This is a genomic window from Natronococcus sp. CG52, from assembly GCF_023913515.1.
Lineage (GTDB): Archaea > Halobacteriota > Halobacteria > Halobacteriales > Natrialbaceae > Natronococcus > Natronococcus zhouii.
The window spans coordinates 765196-785943 of sequence record NZ_CP099391.1 but is presented as its reverse complement, the minus strand read 5'-3'; the positions used below and the strand labels follow the sequence as shown (position 1 = coordinate 785943).

The window sequence follows — 20748 nt, the reverse complement described above, 5'->3', positions numbered from 1 at the left end:
GGATAGAAAGCGAACAGCGTTCGAAAGCTGGTGCTTCTGCAGGTCCGCTCGAGTGGCTCAGCCCTCGAGTTCGGTCCGCAGCAACTGGTTCACGTCGCCGGGGTCCGCACTGCCGCCGGTCTTCTGCATCACTTGCCCGACGAGGAAGTTGATCGCGCCGTCGTCGCCCGACTCGTAGTCGTCGACCGCGTCGGGGTTCTCGTCGATCGCCTCGACGACGGCCTGCTGTACCTCGTCCTCGCCGGTCTTGCCGAGTCCCTCTTCTTCGACGATCTCGTCCGGTGCTTTCTCGTCGTCGAGCATCGACCGCAACACCGTCTCGCGGGCGTTTTTCGCCGTGATTTCGTCCTCGGCGACGAGTTCGACGAGTCGCGTGACCTCCTCGAGTCGGCCCCCGAGATCCGTGATCTCCATGTCGCGGTAGTTGAGTTCGCCCAGCAGGTTGTCAGCGACCCAGGTGGCGGCGAGGTCGGGGTCGAACTCGCTCGCGACGTCCTCGTAGAAGTCCGCGACCTGTTTGGTGGAGGTGAGTTTTGAAGCTGCCTCGTCGTTCAGGCCGTACTCCGCCTGGAACCGCTCGCGTCGTGCGGAGGGGAGTTCCGGAATCGAGATCTCGTCCTTCCAGTGGGAGACTCGAAGCGGCGGCAGGTCGGCTTCCTCGAAGTACCGGTAGTCTTTCTCCTCTTCTTTCGAGCGCATCGAGACCGTGATGCCGCGAGACTCGTCCCAGTGGCGGGTCTCCTGCTCGACCGCACGGCCGCGCTGGATCGCGTTCTTCTGGCGGGTCTCCTCGTAGGCCAGCGCCTTCTCGGCGCCCTTGTGACTCGAGATGTTCTTGACCTCCGTGCGGTTCGCGGCCGCGAGCGCCTCCGCGCCGATCTCCGTGACGTCGTCGCTCTCGATTTCGTCCTCGGGGATGATCGAGAGGTTAGCGTCGATTCGCAGGCTGCCGTCCCGCTCGGCGTCGAAGACGCCCAAGTACTCGAGCACTTCCTCGAGTTCGGCGAGGAACGCCCGCACCTCGCTCGGACTGCGGAAGTCCGGCGCCGTGACGATCTCCATCAGCGGCGTGCCGGCGCGGTTGTAGTCGACCAGCGTGTAGTCGGCGGAGTCGATCCCGCCGCCACCGCCGACGTGCTGGAGGCTCCCCGGATCCTCCTCCAGGTGGGCCCGCTCGATCGTTACCGTCCGACGGTCGCCCTCGACCGAGATCTCGAGGTCGCCGTCGGCGCAGATCGGCTCGTCGTACTGGGTGATCTGGAAGTTCTTGGGGAGGTCGGGGTAGTAGTAGTTCTTCCGGTGGAAGCGCGTCTCCTCCGGAATCTCGGCGTCGATCGCCTTGCCGATCTTGACGGCGGCCTCGACGGCGGCCTCGTTCAGGACGGGCAAGGCGCCGGGGAGGCCGAGACAGACCGGGCAGACGTTCTCGTTGGGCTCGTCGGTCTGTTCGGTCGAACACCCACAGAAGATCTTCGTGTCGGTCTCCAGCTGGACGTGGACCTCGAGGCCGATGACGGTCACGAGGTCGCCCTGCTGGACGGTCTGGGCAGTCATTAGTCGGGATTCGGCGCGACGGCTGTAAAGCCTAACGACTGGCGGATCGCGATCGAAACGCGGAGCCTAATCGGAGACGTCGGCCGACGGGGGCGTCTCGGAAACGGCGCCGTCCCAGATTCCCGAGCCGAAGTCGACGGCGCCGTTCCAGTGGGCGACGACGGTCGCGACCGCGAGATCGCCGCTGATGTTCGTCATCGTCCGGAGCCGATCGAGGATCGGGTCGACGCCGGCGACGAAGCCGATGACTTCCAGCGGCAGCCCGAGCTGGGTGAGCACGAGCGTGAGCATGATCAGTCCCGCTCCGGGCACGCCGGCGGCCCCGATACTGGCGAGAACCGCGATGGTGACGACGATGAACTGTTCGGTCAGCGTCAGCTGGACGCCGACGAGGTTGGCGGCGAAGACGGCGGCGACGCCCTGGTACATCGCGGTGCCGTCCATGTTGATCGTCGCGCCCAGCGGGAGCGAGAAGCCGTAGATCCCCTCGTTGATCCGGAGGTTATCTTCGGCGTTCGCCATCGAGACGGGGAGCGTCGCGCTCGAGGAGGCGAGCGCGAGTGCGGTCACTAGGGCCTCCTTCACGCCGATTAGGAACGCGATCGGCGACTGCTGGGTCAGCACGACGATCAGAACCCCCATGTGGACGATCGCGATGTGCAAGGCGACGGCGAGCACGAGCGCGAGGATCAGCGTCACGAACACCCGGAGCGCTCCCGGACCGGCGTCGGCGAAGACCACAGCCATGAGCGCGAAAACGCCGATGACGCCGTACTCCATGACGCCCCAGACGATCTTGAACATCGCCTCCGAACCGGCCTCCGCGATATCGAAGATCGTCTCGACGCCCCTCTCGACCGGCTCGTCGTCGATTTCTTCCAGGACCAGCACGAGCGCGAGTCCGAAGACGATCACGAAAAAGAGCGTCGCGAGGAGATCGGTAGCCGCCATCGCTTCGATCGGATTCTCGGGGACGATTCCCAGGAACACTTCCGTCGCACTGGGCGGGTCTTCGGTCTCGACGGCTCCCTCGGTCAGCGTCAACCCCGTTCCCGGATCGATCACGTTCGCCACCGTGAGCCCGATAACTACCGCGATCGCGGACGTGAACGCGTACAGGAGAATTACCTGCCCGCCGACCTTGCCGAGGGTGGCCGGCGAGAGTTGGCGAATCCCCATCAGTAACGTAAACACGACGATCGGGATCACCAGCATCTCCAGCAACCTGATGAACAGATCGCCGAGGGGTTCCAGTGCGGTCGCGGGTTCGCCGACGGTTAACCCGAGGATCGAGCCGAGGACGAACGCGGCGCCGATGCGGTAGGCGATCGACACCGACCGATACCGATTCCACACGTTTCCAATCGTGTTTCGTGCCATTGTGCCCTCGAGTGTTCCTCAGCGTAGCCCGAGGCTTCCGGTCGTAGAAAGGGGGGGTCCTTGCTAACACATACCGTTTAAATACTACTGAGAGATACTGAGACCTTATATTCGCTACCGAGCCGAGCAGGACCGGGTTAACAGGGGCAGTAGTACTCTCGAGTGCCGAATTCGGTCGCGAGAAGCTGGTACGTCGGTCCCGGATCGGACGGGCGGTAGACGGCCGTCGTGAGGTCGTCTCGTCGTTCGAACTCTCCGGAGACGATCGAGAACCACTGGTCGCGCGAGAGGACGTCGTCGACCGGATTGTTCGAGAGCAGCGCCGCGTAGTCCTTGAGGTACACCCAACTGACGTCCCGGACGACGCCCGATTCGTACGCGGAATCGGTCGCGTCGGCGTAGGCCGCCGCGGGGAGGTTCGCACCCGCCGCGATCGGCAGCCCGATCCACTTCCACGGCCGGGTGTTGATATCGAGCAGGCGGTACTCGTCCGTGCGCGCATCGTAGAGAAACTCCGCCTCGCTGATGCCGTGGTAGCCCGCGTCCTCGAGCACGGCGAGCGCGTCGCGTTCGATCTCGGGGGCGTCGGCCCCTTCGACGAGGCAGGTAGTCCCGAATTCCGGCGGGTAGATCGCCCGCCGCCGGCCAACGAAGGTGACGGCGTCGTCGACGCCCGATTCGGGGGCGTACGACGCGAGCGTGTAGAGGTCGCCCTGCTCTTTCGGGATCTTCTCCTGGGCCATCACTCGCATATCGGCTGCGTGGGCCCGCTCGACGATATCGTGATACTCCTCCCGCGTCTCGGCTTCTACGAGATTCGTGCCGAAGGCCTCCTCGAACCGGCGCTTCAGAGCCGGTTTGACGATGAGCGGGAAGCCGAGTTCGTCGGCCGCGTCGCCGGGATCCGTCTCGTCCAGCCGGTAGGTCTCCGGCGTCGGCACGCCCTGCTCGTCCGCCCGCGCGTAGAGTTCGGTCTTGTCGAGGACGGCGTCGACCGTCTCGAAGTCGGCGAACGGGAGCCGGATCCCCTCCGGATCGATCTCGGCGACCGCGTGGACCCACTCGTCCATACACGGGAACAACACCGGCTCGTGCTCGAGCGCGTCCGCGATCGCCGTCAGCTCCTCGCCGAACGCCGCCAGGTCCTCGAGCGGGTACGTGACCAGACCGGCGAGGTCGACGGCGTCCGAGTACGGTGCCACGCCGTCCGGCGACCGATCGAGGGTGATCACCGGCACGTCGCGGGCCGCGAGCGCCCGGGCGACCGCCAGTCCGGTAATATGAGCGTTACAGACGATCGCCGGGGCTCGGTCGAACGACCGCGTCACCAGTTCGTCCAGGAACGTCCGCGTGTCGTAGACGGTCTCGGCCATGTGAATTGCTACCGTTCGAAGCGCAAAAATCGATCGGAACTGCTCGAACGGAGCCCCGCGGACGGGTTACCGTTCGGCGGTCACCGCTTCGAGGGTTCCTCCGGAGGGGTTCCGCCGATGGTTACGACGTCAGTTCCGAACGGCTGTAGCGTCTCCTCGAACGTGGCGGTCAGCTCGTTTTCGGGGAAGAACCCGATGACGTGAGCGGTTTCATCGCCGGCGTTGTAGAGGCCGTGCGGTGCCATCTCCGGAACGACCGCACACTGACCGTTCTCGAGGGCGATCGTATCGTCGCCGATCGTCGCCTCGACCGCTCCCGCGGTCACGACGAGGAGTTCCTCGTTGCTGTCTCGGTGGGACGGGAGGTAGTTGCCCGGCTCGATCTCGATGCAGACGATCATCAGATCGTCGGCACCGACGTCGCTCCCGTTCGGCATCCCTGGGGTAAGTGGGAAGTAGCCGCGAATCCGGGCTCGTTCGTCGCCTTTTTGGTACACGTCGGCCCCCTCGAACTGGTAGAGATCGACGGCTCGAGCCGCTTCGTGTTGTTTTTTCGGTGTTGTTGCCATGGCTCTCACCTGGGTGATTACGGGCCGTCATACGACAGTATAAAGACGCCGACTCGACGTTTATCGGCCTGAATCACGTACTAGAACGACCGCTCGTCGCATAACCGTTTTTCACGACGCCGGGATACTCCGTTCTCACGGCAAAACGATGGTATCGGCGGTTCGTTCGTGATCCGAAGATTAATGAGACAACGATTGTTGCGAATGTTGTCATCGGATCGCTATATTTCGCCAAAATATGTGGATATCGCCGATCGAATACACCCATCTTTATAGCACAGTCTCCACTTTCGGACAAACATGCCACGTGGTAACATCGGAGAGTACTGGTCGCGATACCGTTCCGTACCGATCGTGTATCGAATCGGCGCCGCGTTCGTACTCGGTTCGATTCTCGGGTTGACCGTCGGCGAACCCGCGACGACACTCCAGCCGCTGGGAGATCTCTTCGTTCGACTGCTGAGCATGATCGTCATTCCGATCATCATCTTCACGCTGCTGATGGGGATCAGACGTATCTCGCCGTCCACTCTCGGGAAGGTGGGCGGACAGATCGTCGCGCTGTACGCCGTGATGTCCGCCGTCGCGGTGTTCATCGGACTGGCGGTCGCGAACCTGGTCAACCCGGGTCGCGGGCTAACGCTGACCGAGGACACGGAGTTTGACCCGGCGGAGACACCCGACTTCCTTGAGGTATTCCTCGGGATCGTCCCCGAGAACCCGATCGGCGCGATGGCCGAGGGAGACGTCCTCGCGACGATCTTCTTCGTCATCGTCTTCGGTATCGCGCTGCTGATACTCGAGGAGACCAGCGAGGACGAGGCCGTCCAGGCGGGCGTGGAATCGTTCTTCAACATCGTCGAGGCCGGCACCGAGGCGATGTTCAAGATCGTCTGGGGCGTCATGGAGTACGGCGTCATCGGCGTCTTCGCGCTCATGGCCGCCGTCTTCGGCGAGGCCGGCGCCGACGCGCTCGTTCCCTTCGCGCTGTTGATCGGCACGCTGCTCGCCGCAGTGCTGATCCACATCACCGTCGTCTACCTCGGCGGGCTGATCGTCGCGCTCACCAGGGAGTCGCCGGTCGCGTTCCTCACGGGATCGAAGGACGCGATCATCACCGCGCTCTCGATCCGCTCCTCGAGCGGGACCCTACCGGTGACGATGGCGAACGCCGACGAAAATCTCCGCATCAACGAGGGGATCTACGGCTTTTCGTTGCCGCTGGGTGCGACGATCAACATGGACGGTACCGCGATGTACCAGGGCGTCGCCGCCATCTTCGCCGCCAACCTCGTCGGCGTTCAGCTGACGGTCGGCGAACAGGTGACGGTCGTGCTCATCGCCGTGCTCGCGAGCATCGGCTCCGCCGGCGTCCCCGGGACGGGGCTGATCATGCTGACGATGGTGCTGACCCAGCTTCAGCTGCCCCTCGCGGTGGTCGGATTCGTCGCCGGCGTCGATCCGATCCTCGATCGGCTCCGGACGATGACGAACGTGACCGGCGACCTCGCGGTCACCACGGTCGTCGCACACTGGAACGACGGAATCGACTTCTCGAGCGGTTCGTGGGTCGATCCGACTCGAGGGCTGGAGATGGGCGGCGAGAGCGCCCCGAGCGACGACTGAGTTCCGAAGCGCGCTTCGGATCGCTATTTCTGATGCGGCCGAAAACTCGAGGGAAAAGAAAACGATTCCGTCGAAATTCCCGCCCGCGGATGACGTCTCGCTCGCAACGGCTGTCGCGTACGGGTCGAAGTGGTCGATCCGACACCGTTTTCCGTCACGCTGAGTCCAGCATTTCGTTCACAGTGTCTGGATCTTCCCAGAGCACTACGTCACCGGTACGCTGATCGTAGTCGATGAGTAACTCTTCGTCGAGTTTCGGAAGGTGGGCGTGGTGGAGCGCTATTTCGAGTCGTTCGGAATCGTTCCGCGAGATCGATCCACCGGTGGCGATCAACTCTGCTAACTCCTCTCGCCGCAAAACATCGTAATCGACGAGGATCGAAACCACGCGACGACGGACGGGATGAGCGAGCGCCCCGCTAGATTTTAACGCGTATATACAAACCTCATCGATCAAGCTGACGAGGGCGATAGCCGCCTCGACGAGCGAGAGTGGCATTATCTTCGAGTATCGGACTAGAGATTGAAGAGTGTTTAGGTAGATCGGTTATAAGTCAATACTTTCTTCAGCCACTCCTCATTTCTCAAAATGAATCCACAGAAATATCGTCACTTGATGCAGTTGGTTCAGATCTCGTCTGTGCGGACGGCGACGAGTGAATAACTGACGTGTTGTGTTGCTTCGAGAGGATAGAGGAAGAGATCGAAGCCGATTACCGCGCGTCCTCGAGGTCCTCGAGGGCCTCCGGATTCTCGATACTGCTCATATCGCCCAGCTCCTCGCCCGTGTAGGCGGCCTCGATAGCTCGTCGGATGATTTTGCCCGACTGGGTTTTCGGGAACTCGTCGACGAACAGCACCTCGCGGGGGCGGAACGGCTTGCCGAGTTCCTCGCCGACCTGCGCGCGCAGTTCCTCGCGCAGGTCGTCGCTCTCCTCGGCGCCGTCCTCGAGAATCACGTACGTCACGACCGCGGTGCCCGTGGTGTCGTCCGGGGCGCCGATCGCCGCGGCCTGGTTGACGGCGTCGTGGTCGATGAGCGCGCCCTCGACCTCCGCCGGACCGACCTTGCGGCCGGCGACGTTCAGCGCGTCGTCGGCCCGGCCGTGGAGGAACCAGAAGCCGTCCTCGTCCTTCTGGGCCCAGTCGCCGTGGTCCCACATGTCCTCGAACGTCGACCAGTACTCGTTCAGGTAGCGCTCGTCGCCCGACCAGAGCGACTTCGTCATCGACGGACAGGAGTCGCGCGCGACGAGGAAGCCGCGCTCGTTGTCCTCCCTGACGGACTCGCCCGAGGCGTCGACGATGTCGATGTCCATCCCGAGACCGGGGCCGCCGAGCGTACAGGGCTTGAGCGGTTCGGACGGCATCGGCATCAGGAAGCAGCCGCAGATCTCCGTCCCGCCGGAGATGTTGATGATCGGCGCCTCGCCGCCGCCGACGTTCTCGTGGAACCAGCGCCAGGATTCGGGATCCCAGGGTTCGCCAGTCGAACCGAGGAGGCGAAGCGAGGAGAGGTCGTGTCCCTCGAGCCAGTCGTCGCCGTGCTTGCGCAGCGCGCGGATTGCGGTCGGCGAGATGCCGAACTGCGTGAGTTTGTGGCGGTCGATCATCTCCCAGAATCGGTCAGGTTCGGGGTAGTCGGGCGCGCCCTCGTACATGAAGACGGTGCCGCCGAAGCTGTGAGTCCCGATCAGCGTCCACGGCCCCATCATCCAGCCGATGTCGGAGACCCAGAAGAACCGGTCCGACGGTTTGAGGTCCATTCCGAAGTAGACCTCCTTCGCGCACTGGACCTGCACGCCCGCGTGGGTGTGGACGATCCCCTTCGGCTTGCCCGTCGTTCCCGAGGAGTACAGCAGCATCGACTCCTGGCTCGAGTCGAGCGATTTGGTCTCGTACTCGTCGCCTTCGGTCTCGACGGCCCCTGTCCACCACTCGTCGCGGTCGTCGGTCCAAGGGATCTCGTGCTCGCTCGCCCGGGTACTGGACCCCAGCCGATCGAAGACGATCGTGTGCTCGACGTAACCGGCCTCCTCGATCGCCTCGTCGGCGGCGGACTTGAGAAAGACGGGATCGCCCCGGCGGTAGAAGCCGTCGCCGGTAAAGAGGACGGAACACTCCGCGTCCGCGATCCGGGTCGCGGCGGCGTCGACGCCGAATCCCGAGAAGATGGGGACCGCGATCGCACCGACCTTGAAACAGCCGTAGAGGATCGAGACGACCTCCGGGACCATCGGCATGTAGAGTCCCACCGTGTCGCCCGTCTCGATGCCTCGCTCCTCGAGCGCGTTGGCGACCTGATTCGACTGGCGGTGGAGTTCGTGGTAGGTTATCTCCCGGATCTCACCGTCCTCGCCCTCCCAGATGGTCGCGACCTTGTTCCGGCGCTCCTCGTCGACGGCGGCGTGGCGATCCGCGACGTTGTGGGCGATGTTGAGTTCGCCGCCGGGGTACCAGTCGGTGAACTGCGGCCCCTCGCTGTCGTCCCGAACCGTCTCGTACTCCTCGTAGAACTCGAGGTCGAGGTAGTCGACCAGTTCGTCCCAGAACCAGTCGACGCCGCTTTCGGGAACTCCATCGAGGTCCGTCGTGGTGCGCTCGATGAGCTCCTCGTAGTCGTCGATACCGTACTCCTGCATGAAGTCGTAGACGTTGGTGGATTCGACGAACTCGTCGCTCGGTTCGTGTACCACTTCGTCGACGTTCTCGAGGGAGGTGTTTCCTGCCATCGTTACTCTCACTCGTAGGTAAGCGTCATACCCCCATCAAACAACAGGTCGCCGCCGTCGAGGTGGCGGCCGAGATCGGAGAAGCCGAGCAGGAAGAGGTTCCCGACGTCGATCGGTTCCATCATCTCCTTGACCCGGGACTGGCCGAGCATCACGTCTTCGACCACCTCCTCGACGCTGATACCGCGCTGTTCGGCGGTGTCCTGAAGCTGATCCGTCACGAGCGGCGTCTTCACGTAGCCCGTACTCACGGAGAACGACCGGATCTTCCCGTCGCCCTCCGCGGCGATCGACTGGGTGAGCCCGCGCAGCCCGAACTTCGAGACGTTGTAGGCGACCTTGTCGCTCGTGACGTAGTGGGCGTGGACCGACGCCATGTTCCCGACGCAGCCCTCGCCGTCTTCGGTCTCCCGGAAGTGGGGAATACAGAGCTTCGAGAGGTAGAGCGGTGCCCGGAGCATCACCCGGTGCATCCGATCGTAGGCTTCCATCGGAAACTCCGCTATCGAGTCGATGTGTTGCATCCCCGCGACGTTCGCGAGGTACTTGAGGTCGCCCAGGTCGGCCGCCTCTTCGACGACCCGCTCGATGTCGTCGTCGACCGTGAGGTCCCCCGGAATCGGCTCGATCTCTCCCTCGAGGTCGAGTTCCTCGCCTCGAGCGACCGTCTCCTCGAGGCCGTCTTCGTCGAGATCCGTGATGGCGACGGTGAGACCGTTCCCCGCTGCCGCGAGCGCGGTCGCCCGACCGATGCCCGAGGCCCCGCCCGTGACGAGACAGACGTTTCGATCCGTGAAGGAGTCGTCCGCGATCGTATGAATGCTCTCGCGCGTAACCGTCGGCGGAGTCACGTGATCCTGAGACATAGCACTTACAGCTCTTACGAGGCCCGGGACACGCTAAAACGAGTCTGTTAACATATCAACAGCGGCCGGAGCGGTCCCGAGAGTCCGCGAACCGGAGAATGCTAACAGTTAATAGCCCTATTATGGTATAAACTACCGTGAAATGATCGACCTCGATATCGACATGCGGCAGTACGACTGCCCCTTCATCGATACCACCGACGACGTCGATATCGCCTTCTCCGCCGTCCAGTGGCAACTCGATACGGACGCCGAGAAACTCGAGACGAGACTCATCGCGAAGGGGGACTCGACGGGGGCGCTGGAGGAGGGGCTGCGCGAGCTTCGGGCACATCCGAACATGACCGAGTGTTACATCCTCTCGAAACGGGACAACGTCGCCCAGATCGGGACGACGATCGAACAGACGAACGCGATGCAGACGATTCAGCAGAACGACGGCTACATCACCGGCCCGTTCCAGATCGAGAACGGCCGGGAGCGCTGGCACGTCGGCTTCGACGACGACGACGCCGAGGATCGGACCCTCGCCGAACTCGAGCGCCACAACGATTACGAGGTCGAAGGTCGCGACCAGTTCGGGCCGACCACGCTGTTCGATCTGCTCGAGAACTCGAGTAGCGCAATGTCTCTCCTCGAGGGGTGTCGCTCCCTGACCGAGACCGAGCGGGAAACGTTCGAAGTCGCCTCGCGGAACGGCTACTACGAGACGCCGCGGGGGACGACGCTCGACGAACTGGCGGACCACTTCGGCATCTCGAAGACCGCCGTCTCGATGAACCTGCGACGCAGCGAGCGAAAGATTCTGAAGGCCGCACTGACGGCACTGGAAGGGATCGAAGACGGTGGGCAGCTATAGTAACGATTTACACACCGATCGCAGTGTCCGCGGTTCTCGCTTGCTTGGCTCGCTCCGAACCGCGCTCCCGTCGTGCGATCGGGTGCGCAGCGACTTTCAGCGGCTACTGTATACGTCGCCGCGGCTGAGCACGTCACGAAACGACTCCGGAGAGTTACCAGAACTGTTAGTTGTGTCTGACGTACGTTTATGTGGCCACACGAGTCCCTAGAGTGTATGTCGAAAAATCGCGTCGAGCAGCTCGAATCGACCGTTGCGGAACTCGAGTCGACCGTAGAGGGACTCACGAGCGAACTGATCGAAGCCAAGGAGCGAATCCGGGTTCTCGAGGCCGAACTCGACGCGGACACGCCGACTCGCGTTCCCGAGCGTCGGAGCGAGGAGGCGGAAGCGACCGAAGGAGAGGAGACGCAGGAAGCGGCACCCGACGAGGTCGCCGAAGCGACGGCCGACGCCGATGCGGACGACCCCGCGACCGGTGACGAAGCGGAAGACTCAGGTACCGACGACATTATCGTCGCATAACTGCACGGCTACGCCGCAGTTCGGTTCGCGGCGGGGGCGAATGGAGGACTCGAGAAGGGTATGTACATCAAGGCGATCGTTTTAGACAACTTCAAGAGCTTCGGCCGAAAGACCAAGATCCCGTTCTACGAGGACTTCACCGTCGTCACCGGGCCGAACGGCTCCGGAAAGTCGAACATTATCGACGCCGTCCTCTTCGCGCTGGGTCTCGCCCGAACGCGGGGGATCCGCGCCGAGAAGCTGACCGATCTCATCTACAATCCCGGACACGAGGACAGTTCCACGTCCGGCGGCCCGCGCGAGGCGGTCGTCGAAGTCATTCTCGACAACTCCGACGAGACCCTCGAGCGATCCCAGGTGATCAACGCCGCCGGAACCGAGGACGTCGGCGACATCGACGAGATTCGGATCCGTCGGCGCGTGAAGGAGACGGAGGACAATTACTACTCCTACTACTACCTGAACGACCGGGCGGTCAATCTCTCCGACATCCAGGACCTGCTCGCACAGGCCGGCGTCACTCCGGAAGGGTACAACGTCGTCATGCAGGGCGACGTCACCGAGATCATCAACATGACGCCCCACGCACGCCGAGAGATCATCGACGAGATCGCCGGCGTCGCGGAGTTCGACGCCAAGAAGGAGGACGCCTTCGAGGAGCTCGAGGTCGTCCAGGAGCGGATCGACGAGGCCGAACTCCGCATCGAGGAGAAGCGCGACCGGCTCGCCCAGCTCGAGGACGAGCGCCGGGAAGCGCTGCGATACCGGCGGCTGCGCCGCGAGAAGGAGGAGTACGAGGGGTACAAGAAGGCGAGCGAACTCGAGGAGAAGCGCGAGGAACTCGACGCGCTCGAGGAGAACGTCGGGGAGCTCGAGGACGAACTCGAGGACCTCCAGCGCACCCTGGACGAACGCCAGGGGACGGTGATCCGCCTGCAGGAGGACCTCGAGGACCTGAACGCGGAGATCGAGCGCAAGGGCGAGGACGAACAGCTCCGGATCAAGAGCGAGATCGAGGAGATCAAGGGCGACATCTCGCGGCTCGAGGACAAGATCGAGGCCAGCGAGGAACAGATCGAGGCCGCCGAGTCCGACCGCCGCGAGGCGTTCGTCCAGATCGACCGCAAACAGGAGCAGATCGACGACCTCGCGGACGAGATCCGCGACCACAAACTCGAGAAGGCCTCGATCAAGACGGAGATTCAGGAACGCGAGGTCGAACGCGACGAACTCGAGGCCGAGATCGAGGCCGTCGACACCGAGTTCGACGAGCTGAAAGCCGACCTCGCCGACCGCAAGGACGACCTGGAGGAAGCCAAGACCGAGAAGAACGACCGCCAGCGCGAGCAGGACCGCCTGCTCGACGAGGCCCGACGGCGATCGAACGCCATCAGCGAGAAAGAGGAGACGATCGAGCAAAAACGCGAGGAGATCCCCGAACTCGAGAGCAAGAAGAGCGAACTCGAGCGGGAACTGCAGAAGGCGGAGGCGAACCGCGAGAACATCGCGAGCGTCGTCGACGACCTGAAAGGGGAGAAGCGACGCGTCCAGTCGGAACTCGACGAACTCGACGACGAGATACAGGCGAAACAACAGGAGTACGCCGAACTCGAGGCCAAGGCCGGCGAGAGCGGCGACTCCTCCTTCGGCCGAGCGGTCACGACGATCCTCAACGCGGGAATCAACGGCGTTCACGGCGCGGTCGCCCAGCTCGGCAGCGTCTCGGGCGAGTACGCGGTCGCCTGCGAGACGGCCGCTGGCGGGCGGCTCGCGAACGTGGTCGTCGACGACGATGTCGTCGGACAGCAGTGTATCGAGCACCTGAAGTCGCGCAACGCCGGTCGCGCAACCTTCCTCCCGATGACCGATATGAGCAAGCGTCGGCTGCCGAACGCGCCGACCGATCCCGGCATCGTCGGCTTCGCCTACGACCTCGTCGATTTCGACGAGCAGTACGCCGGCATCTTCTCGTACGTCCTCGGGGATACGCTGGTCGTCGAGGACATCGAGACCGCCCGCTCGTACATGGGTGACTACCGGATGGTTACGCTCGACGGCGACCTGGTCGAAAAGAGCGGCGCGATGACCGGCGGCTCCCGGAAGGGGTCGCGCTACTCGTTCACCGGCGGCGGCGAGGGACAGCTCGAACGCGTCGCGAAACAGATCACCGACCTGCAAGAGGAACGCGAGTCGCTGCGCGACGACCTCCGGGACGTCGAGGATCGACTCGACGACGCCCGCGACCGGAAGACCGACGCGGCCGACGAGGTGCGTTCGATCGAGGGAGAGATCGAGAAACTCGAGGAGCGCCGCGAGGCGATCACGGCCGAGATCGAGGATCTCGAGGCCGAACTCGAGGAACTCCGCGACGAACGCGAGTCCGTCGACGAGCGGATGACCGAGATCTCCGCGGAGATAGAGGAGCGGACGGCGGTGATCGAGGAGATCGAAGCCGACATCGACGACCTCGAGACGGAGCTCGCGGACTCGAAGATCCCCGAACTCACCGCCGAGATCGAGGATCTCGAGGCAGAGATCGACGACCGCGAGGCCCAGATCGGCGAACTCGACGGCGAACTCAACGAGCTGAGCCTCGAGAAGGAGTACGCCGAGGACGCCATCGAGGAGCTTCACGACGACATCGAGGACGCCCAGAACCGGAAGGCCGAACACGAAGGCCGGATCGACGACTACGAGGAGACGATCGCCGAGAAGCGCGAGACGCTCGAGGCGAAACACGAGGCGGTCGAAGAGCTCGAGACCGAGCTCGCCGAGCTGAAAGACGAACGAAGCGACCTGAAAGAGGAACTCGCCGACGCGCGGACGAAGCGCGACCGGCAACAGGACCGCGTCAACGCCGTCGAGAGCAAACTCGAGGACAAGCGGAGCCGGCTGGGTGACCTCGAGTGGGAGATCGAGAGCCTCGAGGCGGAGGTCGGCGACTACGATCCCGAAGACGTGCCGGATCACGAGACCGTCCTCGAGATGATCGAGCTCCTGCAAGCGGATATGGAGGCGATGGAGCCGGTGAACATGCTCGCGATCGACGAGTACGACGAGGTTCGCGACGACCTCGCGGGCCTCGAGGACGCGAAGGCCACGCTGGTCGAGGAGGCCGACGGCATCCGAGAACGGATCGAGCAGTACGAGACCCAGAAGAAGCAGACGTTCATGGACTCCTACGACGAGATCGCCGCTCAGTTCACGGAGATCTTCGAGAAGCTCTCGGAGGGGACCGGCACCCTCCACCTCGAGGATCAGGAGGATCCGTTCGAGGGCGGGCTGACCATGAAGGCCCAGCCGGGCGACAAGCCGATCCAGCGGCTGGACGCGATGTCGGGCGGCGAGAAGTCGCTGACCGCGCTGGCCTTCATCTTCGCGATCCAGCGGCACAACCCGGCGCCGTTCTACGCGCTCGACGAGGTCGACGCCTTCCTCGACGCCGTCAACGCCGAGCGAATCGGCCAGATGGTCGACGAACTCTCCGAGAAGGCGCAGTTCGTCGTGGTTTCTCACCGCTCGGCGATGCTCGATCGCTCCGAGCGCGCCATCGGGGTCACGATGCAACAGGACAACGTGAGCGCGGTGACGGGGATCGACCTGAGCGAGGGAGAGGGCGAAGAGGTGCTGGCTGATGACTAGCGAGGAGTCCGAGGAGTCGGAGACGACGAAGGGGTCCTCGATAGAAGCGAGCGGTGAAACCGCGAGCAGCGAAGGGTTCGAGGAGTCGGAGACGACGAAGGGGTCCTCGGAAAAACCGAGCAGCGAGGGGCGCTCTGCGTTCCTCGAACCGTGCGGGCGGACCGACGGTCCGCGAGCAGACGGGGAACGGAGTGGCCCGCGAGGTAGCGAGCCGCCACGCGGCTCGAGCCACCCCGTTCGAACCGACGGCGGTGAGCGCGAGTCGTCCCGAGACGCGTCTCGTTCCACAGACGACGACATCCCGCTGAACATCGCCGGACACGACGACCGCGACCCGCCGGGCGAGGACGGCGGCTCGGTGCTCGAGTTCACCGACAGCGAAGCCGATCTGGAGGAGTCGGAAGCCGACGACGACGAGGTCGAACCCGTCGAACTCCTCGTCCAGCTCGCCAAGGACGGCGAGATCGATCCGTGGGACATCGACATCGTCGCGGTAACCGACAAGTTCCTCGAGGCGCTCGACGACGCCGACCTGCGGACGTCCGGCCGAGCGCTGTTCTACGCGAGCGTCCTGTTGCGAATGAAAAGCGACGAACTGTTCGCGCCGGACGAACCCGAAGAGGAGGAGCTTCCGCCCTGGGAGGCTCCGTTCGCGGACGAGGGCCCGGTAGACGACTCCGACGGAGCGCCGGCGTTCGACCCCGTCGAGGGGCTCGAGGCGGAGATGGAGCGGCGACTCGAGCGCAAGCACGCCCGCGGCAAGCCCGAGACGCTGGACGAACTGGTGCGCGATCTTCGCGACGCGGAGCGCGACACCTGGTGGAAGGACTCCCGGAGCTACGATACGAGCGACTCCCCCCAGGGGTACGACCGCGGCGTTCAGGAGCTGAGCTACCACTCGGGCGACGACTTTCGGGTGGACGACGAGCCGACGAGCGACGACGTCACGCACACGACTCACGAGGAAGACATCGACCGGGTTATCGAAGACGTGGAGGCGGAACTCGAGTCCCGCTACGAGCGAGGACGCGAGGAGGTCCTCTACGCCGAGATCGATGAGACCGGCGGCTCGCGCGTGATGACATACCTCGCGCTGCTCTTCTTGGCCCACCGGGGAGAAATCGTGCTCGAACAGGACGAACTGTTCGGTGATCTCTGGATTCAGCGGACGACGGTCGATCCGGACCCCTCCGGAGCGATCGCTAACTAACGCGACGTCGGCACGGAGAACGGACGATCCTCTTCGGGTAGCTTCGAGAGAGATATCAGCAAGTCTCGGCAGCGTCGGTATCGTCGATTACTGAGGGGTCATACTGTTGACGGACTCGACGAACTGCGACAGGTTCGTGACGAGGGTGATCAGTGCGAACAGCGCGGTGATGATCGCTCCGAGAACCAGTCCCGGGATCGTGAGGATGCCGGCCACGGATGCGAGCAGCAGACTCGCACTCGCGGCGACTGCGGTGACGTAGTACTCTTTGACCGTACGGCCGTCGGGCGTCTGGGCTTCCAGACTCGACGCGCCGTCCTCGGTCGCCTTGATGTACGGCTCGAAGGTTTCCAGCTGGTCCGTCGGACGGACGATTCCGCGCGGCTGGTTGTACTCGATCACACCTTCTTCGTCGAGTTTCGGCAGGTGCGACTGGTACAGCGGGATGTAGACGCGCTGTCGCTCCGTCGAGGACAGTTTCGCGACGGTCGTGTCGTTTTCGCGAGCGGCGACGTACTCTGCAACGTCGCGCATCTTGACGGGGCCGTCCTCCTCGAGGAGATATCGAATCGTGTCCCGCCGGCGGTTCGTCTGGAGGATGTGAAAGATCTCGTCGCTGGAGAGTTTCGGCGTCTCACCCGACTCTGCTTCGGGGGCAGGGTCGTCCGATGAGTGGGCTGAACGGTCAGTTTTGAGGGTCATGCTCTGCACCCGATAATGAAGTCTATAGATACATAAATCTTTCTGTGACAATCTGTATTTTTGAAAATATACGGAGACATGGTGGCCTAATGGGCCGAGAATAGGTATAAAACTGCACAAACACCATACTTTCTCCGGCTGCCGGTCAGGCCGACCGATCGGCAGTCGAGTTGAACTGACGGTCGTAGCGGGGTCAGATTATCTCGCACTCAAAGAGATGGTAGAAAGAGGTATATGGGTTGTTCCAATGCTATTTGGTATGGTAGCGGTTCACTACAATAGCGTAGGGTGTCCATAACGGACTCGCGTCCCGGCAACGGCGAAATCGAGGCTCCAGTAAAAAACGCTGGAACTCAATAAGAAGTTGATACGGGTCTCGTAGCCGATCAATAACGCGCGGATTTTCCGAAAAAACTGTTCTGGGAGGCGAACAATCCGGCGGCGGACCGCCCACGCGGTATTCTATTCCTGAAACGCTAGTCGAGATATTCGCCGGCCAACAGGTCGGCCCGCTCGCGGGTCTCCGCCGGAATGGCGTCGGTCGGCGTGTTGATCGTTCCCTCGAGTGCGCTCCAGGCCTCGCTCTCGAAGTCCTCGGGCATCGTCCGAATCGCGTGTTCGACGACCGCATTGATCGACTCCTGGTTGGCCTCGGCGTTCTCGAGTACCTCCTCGAGGCTCACCTCGCTGTCGTCCTTCCAGACATCGTAGTCGGTGACGCCGGCGACGGTCGCGTAACTCAACTCGGCCTCCCGAGCCAGTTTCGCCTCCGGGATGGTCGTCATCCCGACGATGTCCCAGCCCTGTTCGCGGTAGAACTCGCTCTCGGCTTTCGTCGAGTACTGCGGTCCCTCGATACAGACGTAGGTACCGTCCTCCGAGACGTCGGCGTCGGTCGCCTCCCGTGCCGACTCGGCGAGGTGGCCGACCATCTCGGGACAGTACGGTTCGGCGAAGCTCATGTGGACGACCATCCCGTCGCCGAAGAAGGTCGGCGTGCGGTGTTTCGTCCGATCGTAGATCTGGTCCGGAACGACGAGCGTCCGCGGAGGCAACTCCTCCCGGAGGCTGCCGACCGCGTTGGTCGCGATCACGCGATCGACGCCGACGGACTTCAGCGCGTAAATGTTCGCCCGGTAGCCCGCTCCCGTCGGCGTGTGCTGGTGGTTCTGGCCGTGTCGCGGGAGGAACGCGACCTCTCGCCCCCCGAGTTCGCCGAGGGTGACGTCCTCGCTCGGTTCTCCGTACGGGGTCGAGACCGACTTCGTGGAGACCTTCTCGAGTGGCAGTGCCTCGTAGATACCGCTTCCGCCGATGACGCCGATGGTCATGCCCACACCTCGCGCGGGCGAGGACGTAAACGATACGGGTTCGATGCGGTTTCCGCTGAATCGCCCGTCCGCCGATCGATCGACTGATCGATACGAGGTGTGGTATCACTCTCCACGAGTGTTCAAGTGGGTCGGGTGCTATTTCGATCCGTAATGCCCTCCGAGCAGGACGCCGACGAGGACGGAGCCCCGGCGACGAGCAGCGCGGAAAACCTCGGAGGGGCGGACGACGCAGACGATGCGGAGGACGCGGGGGACCTCACCGACGGGGACCTTATACGGCCGATGTTCAGGCTCGCCTGGCCGCTGGTCGTCATCCAGCTGCTGCAGGTCGCCTACAACGTCGGCGACACCTTCTGGCTCGGTGCGCTCTCGCCCGACGCCGTCGGCGCGCTCAGCCTGGCGTTTCCGTTGATCTTCTTCCTGATCTCGATCGGCGGCGGCTTCACCGCGGCGGGAGCGATCCTCGTCGCACAGCACACCGGCGCCGAGAGCGGCGAGGGCGGACTGATCGCCGGACAGACGCTCTCGTTCATCTCGATCGTCGCGATCGTCCTCGGCATCGCGGGCTACTTCCTGACCGATCCGATGCTCGCGCTGTTGCCCGCGGACCCCGAGACGCAGGCCCGGATCGTCCCGCTCGCGGGCGACTACATGCGGGTGTTCTTCCTCGGGATGCCGTTCCTGTTCGGCTTCTTCATCTTCGTCTCGCTGATGCGCGGCTACGGCAACACTCACGCCCCGATGCGCGTGATGTTCGTCAGCGTCCTGATCAACCTCGCGATCGACCCGCTGTTGATCTTCGGCGTCGGACCGTTCCCCCGCCTCGAGATTCAGGGCGCCGCGGTCGCGACGGTTATCTCACGGGCGATCGCCACCGGAATCGGGTTCTACGTCCTGTTCTACACGGACGTCGGGCCCGACATCGAGGCCGACCACCTCGTTCCGCGTCTCGAGTACGTCTCGAAGATCACTCGACTGGGCGTCCCGACGGCGGCCGAGCAGTCGATGAGTTCGCTCGCGATGATCTCGATGACGGCGATGGTCGCGACGTTTCCGCCCGCGGTCGTCGCGGCTTACGGACTCGGAAACCGACTCATCTCGCTGGCGTTTCTCCCCGCGATGGGGATGGGGCAGGCGACCGACACGATCGTCGGCCAGAACCTCGGCGCCGAGAAACCCGACCGCGCCGAGCGGGCGACGTGGCTCGCCTCGAGCGCGATCGCCGGAATCATGCTCGCGGCGGGAGCGATCGCGTTCCTGTTCCCGGAGCCGATCGTCGGCGTGTTTCTCACGGCCGACGTGGAGGGGCGAGCGGACACCCTCGCCTACGGGACTACCTACCTGCAGATCGCCGCGGTTATGTTCGTCTTCATGGGCGTGCTGCAGGTGATCCTCGGGGCGTTCCGCGGCGCGGGGAACACGAAGACCGCGCTGGTCTTCTCGGTGGTCACGCTCTGGATCGCGCGCGTGCCCGTAAGCTACTACCTCATCTTCGTCGCCGGCTGGGGGACGACGGGGATCTGGATCGGCGTCGTCGCCGGCGACGTCGTCGGCGCGCTGGCGGCCATCGCGTGGTTCACCCGCGGCACCTGGAAGGAGTCGATCGTGGACGAAGACGACGAGCAAGCCCGGAAAGCGGACGCCGACGAGCCTCGAGAGCAGGACGACGAAGCCGACTCGACCACCGGAACGCCGGCGGAGTAATCAGTCTCCCTCGGGGGACCGTTTCGCCGCTTCGTACCGCTCGAACGCGTCCTCGAACAGTTCGCGGCCCACGTCGGTCCGGACCCGAGGCTCGGCCGTCGCGAAGAACTCGTCGAGGTGGTCGTACTCGGAAAGACGGTCGTCCGGATCCGCGGTCGGATCGTACCGACGCTCGCGTTCGTATCGAACGGCCTGCAGACACATATCGACGAGATCCATGTCCTTGACGAAGCGCGCCGTCTCGGTCTCGCGGTCCTCGTACGCCTCCCACAGCCCGCGAAGGTCGTCGTCGAACGGCTCGAGCAACTCCGTAATGGCCGCTCGCTCGAGACGCTCCTTCGCTGCGGAGTCGATCGTCTCGGCCGTCGTGTCGGCACGAGTCGGGAAGTCGCCCGTCTCGGCCTCCGCGAGGTCGTGAAGGACGGCCATCCGGAGCGCACGGTCGCGGTCGACCTCCGCGAGGGGCGCGTAGAACAGACACAGCAGGCAGACGCCCCACGTGTGGTCGGCGACCGATTCGGGGTCGTCGACGCCGCGGAGTTGCCACCCGGTGCGCCCCTCGTCTTTCAGCGCGAACGCCCGGAGGACGGCCTCGACACCGCGTCCGCGATCCGAATTCGGGTCGGGATCAACGTCCGACTCCGCGTCGGTACCGGGACCGTCGCTCACGGC

16 protein-coding genes are annotated in these 20748 nt (G+C 63.8%); 6 read left to right on the top strand and 10 right to left on the bottom strand.

Features of this window, described 5'->3' with window-relative positions:
* Positions 1-57: 57 nt before the first annotated feature.
* From gatB to NED97_RS04070, 4 genes are all read right to left on the bottom strand, one after another.
* Positions 58-1554, bottom strand: a complete 1497-nt coding sequence (gatB, locus tag NED97_RS04085; RefSeq protein ID WP_252489451.1) for an Asp-tRNA(Asn)/Glu-tRNA(Gln) amidotransferase subunit GatB — start codon at positions 1552-1554, stop codon at positions 58-60.
* A gap of 66 nt (positions 1555-1620) precedes the next feature.
* Entirely contained in the window at positions 1621-2934 is a 1314-nt protein-coding gene (locus NED97_RS04080; RefSeq protein WP_252489450.1) for a dicarboxylate/amino acid:cation symporter, read from the bottom strand.
* Between the two features lie 137 nt (positions 2935-3071).
* The gene (locus NED97_RS04075; protein WP_252489449.1) at positions 3072-4307 is read right to left on the bottom strand and encodes a carboxylate--amine ligase; all 1236 of its coding nucleotides are present in this window, start codon (positions 4305-4307) and stop codon (positions 3072-3074) included.
* Positions 4308-4387: 80 nt separating this feature from the next.
* A complete protein-coding gene (locus NED97_RS04070) occupies positions 4388-4876 on the bottom strand; it encodes a cupin domain-containing protein (protein ID WP_252489448.1) in 489 nt (162 codons plus the stop codon).
* A 300-nt stretch (positions 4877-5176) separates the two neighbouring features.
* Here NED97_RS04070 and NED97_RS04065 point away from each other — a divergent pair, with 300 nt between their 5' ends.
* Positions 5177-6502 carry a dicarboxylate/amino acid:cation symporter gene (locus tag NED97_RS04065; protein ID WP_252489447.1) on the top strand — a complete coding sequence of 442 codons (1326 nt, stop codon included), beginning with the start codon at positions 5177-5179 and terminating at the stop codon, positions 6500-6502.
* 154 nt (positions 6503-6656) lie between these two features.
* On the opposite strand, the gene NED97_RS04060 is transcribed toward NED97_RS04065, so the two are convergent.
* The 3 genes from NED97_RS04060 to NED97_RS04050 form a co-directional block, all read right to left on the bottom strand.
* Positions 6657-7001 (bottom strand): DUF7344 domain-containing protein, encoded by a 345-nt coding sequence (locus NED97_RS04060; protein WP_252489446.1) that lies wholly within the window; start codon positions 6999-7001, stop codon positions 6657-6659.
* Between the two features lie 214 nt (positions 7002-7215).
* Entirely contained in the window at positions 7216-9234 is a 2019-nt protein-coding gene (locus tag NED97_RS04055; RefSeq protein WP_252489445.1) for an AMP-binding protein, read from the bottom strand.
* Positions 9235-9242: 8 nt separating this feature from the next.
* Positions 9243-10100: an SDR family oxidoreductase gene (locus NED97_RS04050; RefSeq protein WP_252489444.1), complete on the bottom strand. Its 858-nt coding sequence runs from the start codon at positions 10098-10100 to the stop codon at positions 9243-9245.
* A 142-nt stretch (positions 10101-10242) separates the two neighbouring features.
* Between NED97_RS04050 and NED97_RS04045 the strand changes: the two genes are divergently transcribed.
* From NED97_RS04045 to NED97_RS04030, 4 genes are all read left to right on the top strand, one after another.
* Positions 10243-10959: a helix-turn-helix domain-containing protein gene (locus NED97_RS04045; protein ID WP_252489443.1), complete on the top strand. Its 717-nt coding sequence runs from the start codon at positions 10243-10245 to the stop codon at positions 10957-10959.
* A gap of 216 nt (positions 10960-11175) precedes the next feature.
* Positions 11176-11484, top strand: coding sequence for a DUF7518 family protein (locus tag NED97_RS04040; RefSeq protein WP_252489442.1), 309 nt, complete (start codon positions 11176-11178; stop codon positions 11482-11484).
* A 60-nt stretch (positions 11485-11544) separates the two neighbouring features.
* Positions 11545-15126, top strand: coding sequence for a chromosome segregation protein SMC (smc, locus tag NED97_RS04035; RefSeq protein WP_252489441.1), 3582 nt, complete (start codon positions 11545-11547; stop codon positions 15124-15126).
* A complete protein-coding gene (locus tag NED97_RS04030; RefSeq protein ID WP_345781222.1) occupies positions 15119-16336 on the top strand; it encodes a segregation/condensation protein A in 1218 nt (405 codons plus the stop codon). Before smc ends, NED97_RS04030 begins: the two co-directional genes overlap by 8 nt.
* A gap of 87 nt (positions 16337-16423) precedes the next feature.
* Here NED97_RS04030 and NED97_RS04025 read toward each other — a convergent pair whose 3' ends face one another.
* Together NED97_RS04025 and mtnP are read right to left on the bottom strand one after the other, a co-directional pair.
* The gene (locus tag NED97_RS04025; protein ID WP_252489440.1) at positions 16424-17038 is read right to left on the bottom strand and encodes a DUF7344 domain-containing protein; all 615 of its coding nucleotides are present in this window, start codon (positions 17036-17038) and stop codon (positions 16424-16426) included.
* Between the two features lie 476 nt (positions 17039-17514).
* A complete protein-coding gene (mtnP, locus tag NED97_RS04020) occupies positions 17515-18369 on the bottom strand; it encodes an S-methyl-5'-thioadenosine phosphorylase (RefSeq protein ID WP_252489439.1) in 855 nt (284 codons plus the stop codon).
* Between the two features lie 285 nt (positions 18370-18654).
* Here mtnP and NED97_RS04015 point away from each other — a divergent pair, with 285 nt between their 5' ends.
* A complete protein-coding gene (locus NED97_RS04015) occupies positions 18655-20076 on the top strand; it encodes an MATE family efflux transporter (protein WP_252490568.1) in 1422 nt (473 codons plus the stop codon).
* Here NED97_RS04015 and NED97_RS04010 read toward each other — a convergent pair whose 3' ends face one another.
* The gene (locus tag NED97_RS04010; RefSeq protein ID WP_345781221.1) at positions 20077-20745 is read right to left on the bottom strand and encodes an HD domain-containing protein; all 669 of its coding nucleotides are present in this window, start codon (positions 20743-20745) and stop codon (positions 20077-20079) included.
* Between the last annotated feature and the right edge of the window lie 3 nt (positions 20746-20748).

Coding starts and splice junctions, on each gene's coding strand:
- gatB (WP_252489451.1), bottom strand. CDS start 1,554: ATGACTGCCCAGACCGTCCAGCAGGGCGACCTCGTGACCGTCATCGGC.
- NED97_RS04080 (WP_252489450.1), bottom strand. CDS start 2,934: ATGGCACGAAACACGATTGGAAACGTGTGGAATCGGTATCGGTCGGTG.
- NED97_RS04075 (WP_252489449.1), bottom strand. CDS start 4,307: ATGGCCGAGACCGTCTACGACACGCGGACGTTCCTGGACGAACTGGTG.
- NED97_RS04070 (WP_252489448.1), bottom strand. CDS start 4,876: ATGGCAACAACACCGAAAAAACAACACGAAGCGGCTCGAGCCGTCGAT.
- NED97_RS04065 (WP_252489447.1), top strand. CDS start 5,177: ATGCCACGTGGTAACATCGGAGAGTACTGGTCGCGATACCGTTCCGTA.
- NED97_RS04060 (WP_252489446.1), bottom strand. CDS start 7,001: ATGCCACTCTCGCTCGTCGAGGCGGCTATCGCCCTCGTCAGCTTGATC.
- NED97_RS04055 (WP_252489445.1), bottom strand. CDS start 9,234: ATGGCAGGAAACACCTCCCTCGAGAACGTCGACGAAGTGGTACACGAA.
- NED97_RS04050 (WP_252489444.1), bottom strand. CDS start 10,100: ATGTCTCAGGATCACGTGACTCCGCCGACGGTTACGCGCGAGAGCATT.
- NED97_RS04045 (WP_252489443.1), top strand. CDS start 10,243: ATGATCGACCTCGATATCGACATGCGGCAGTACGACTGCCCCTTCATC.
- NED97_RS04040 (WP_252489442.1), top strand. CDS start 11,176: ATGTCGAAAAATCGCGTCGAGCAGCTCGAATCGACCGTTGCGGAACTC.
- smc (WP_252489441.1), top strand. CDS start 11,545: ATGTACATCAAGGCGATCGTTTTAGACAACTTCAAGAGCTTCGGCCGA.
- NED97_RS04030 (WP_345781222.1), top strand. CDS start 15,119: ATGACTAGCGAGGAGTCCGAGGAGTCGGAGACGACGAAGGGGTCCTCG.
- NED97_RS04025 (WP_252489440.1), bottom strand. CDS start 17,038: ATGACCCTCAAAACTGACCGTTCAGCCCACTCATCGGACGACCCTGCC.
- mtnP (WP_252489439.1), bottom strand. CDS start 18,369: ATGACCATCGGCGTCATCGGCGGAAGCGGTATCTACGAGGCACTGCCA.
- NED97_RS04015 (WP_252490568.1), top strand. CDS start 18,655: ATGTTCAGGCTCGCCTGGCCGCTGGTCGTCATCCAGCTGCTGCAGGTC.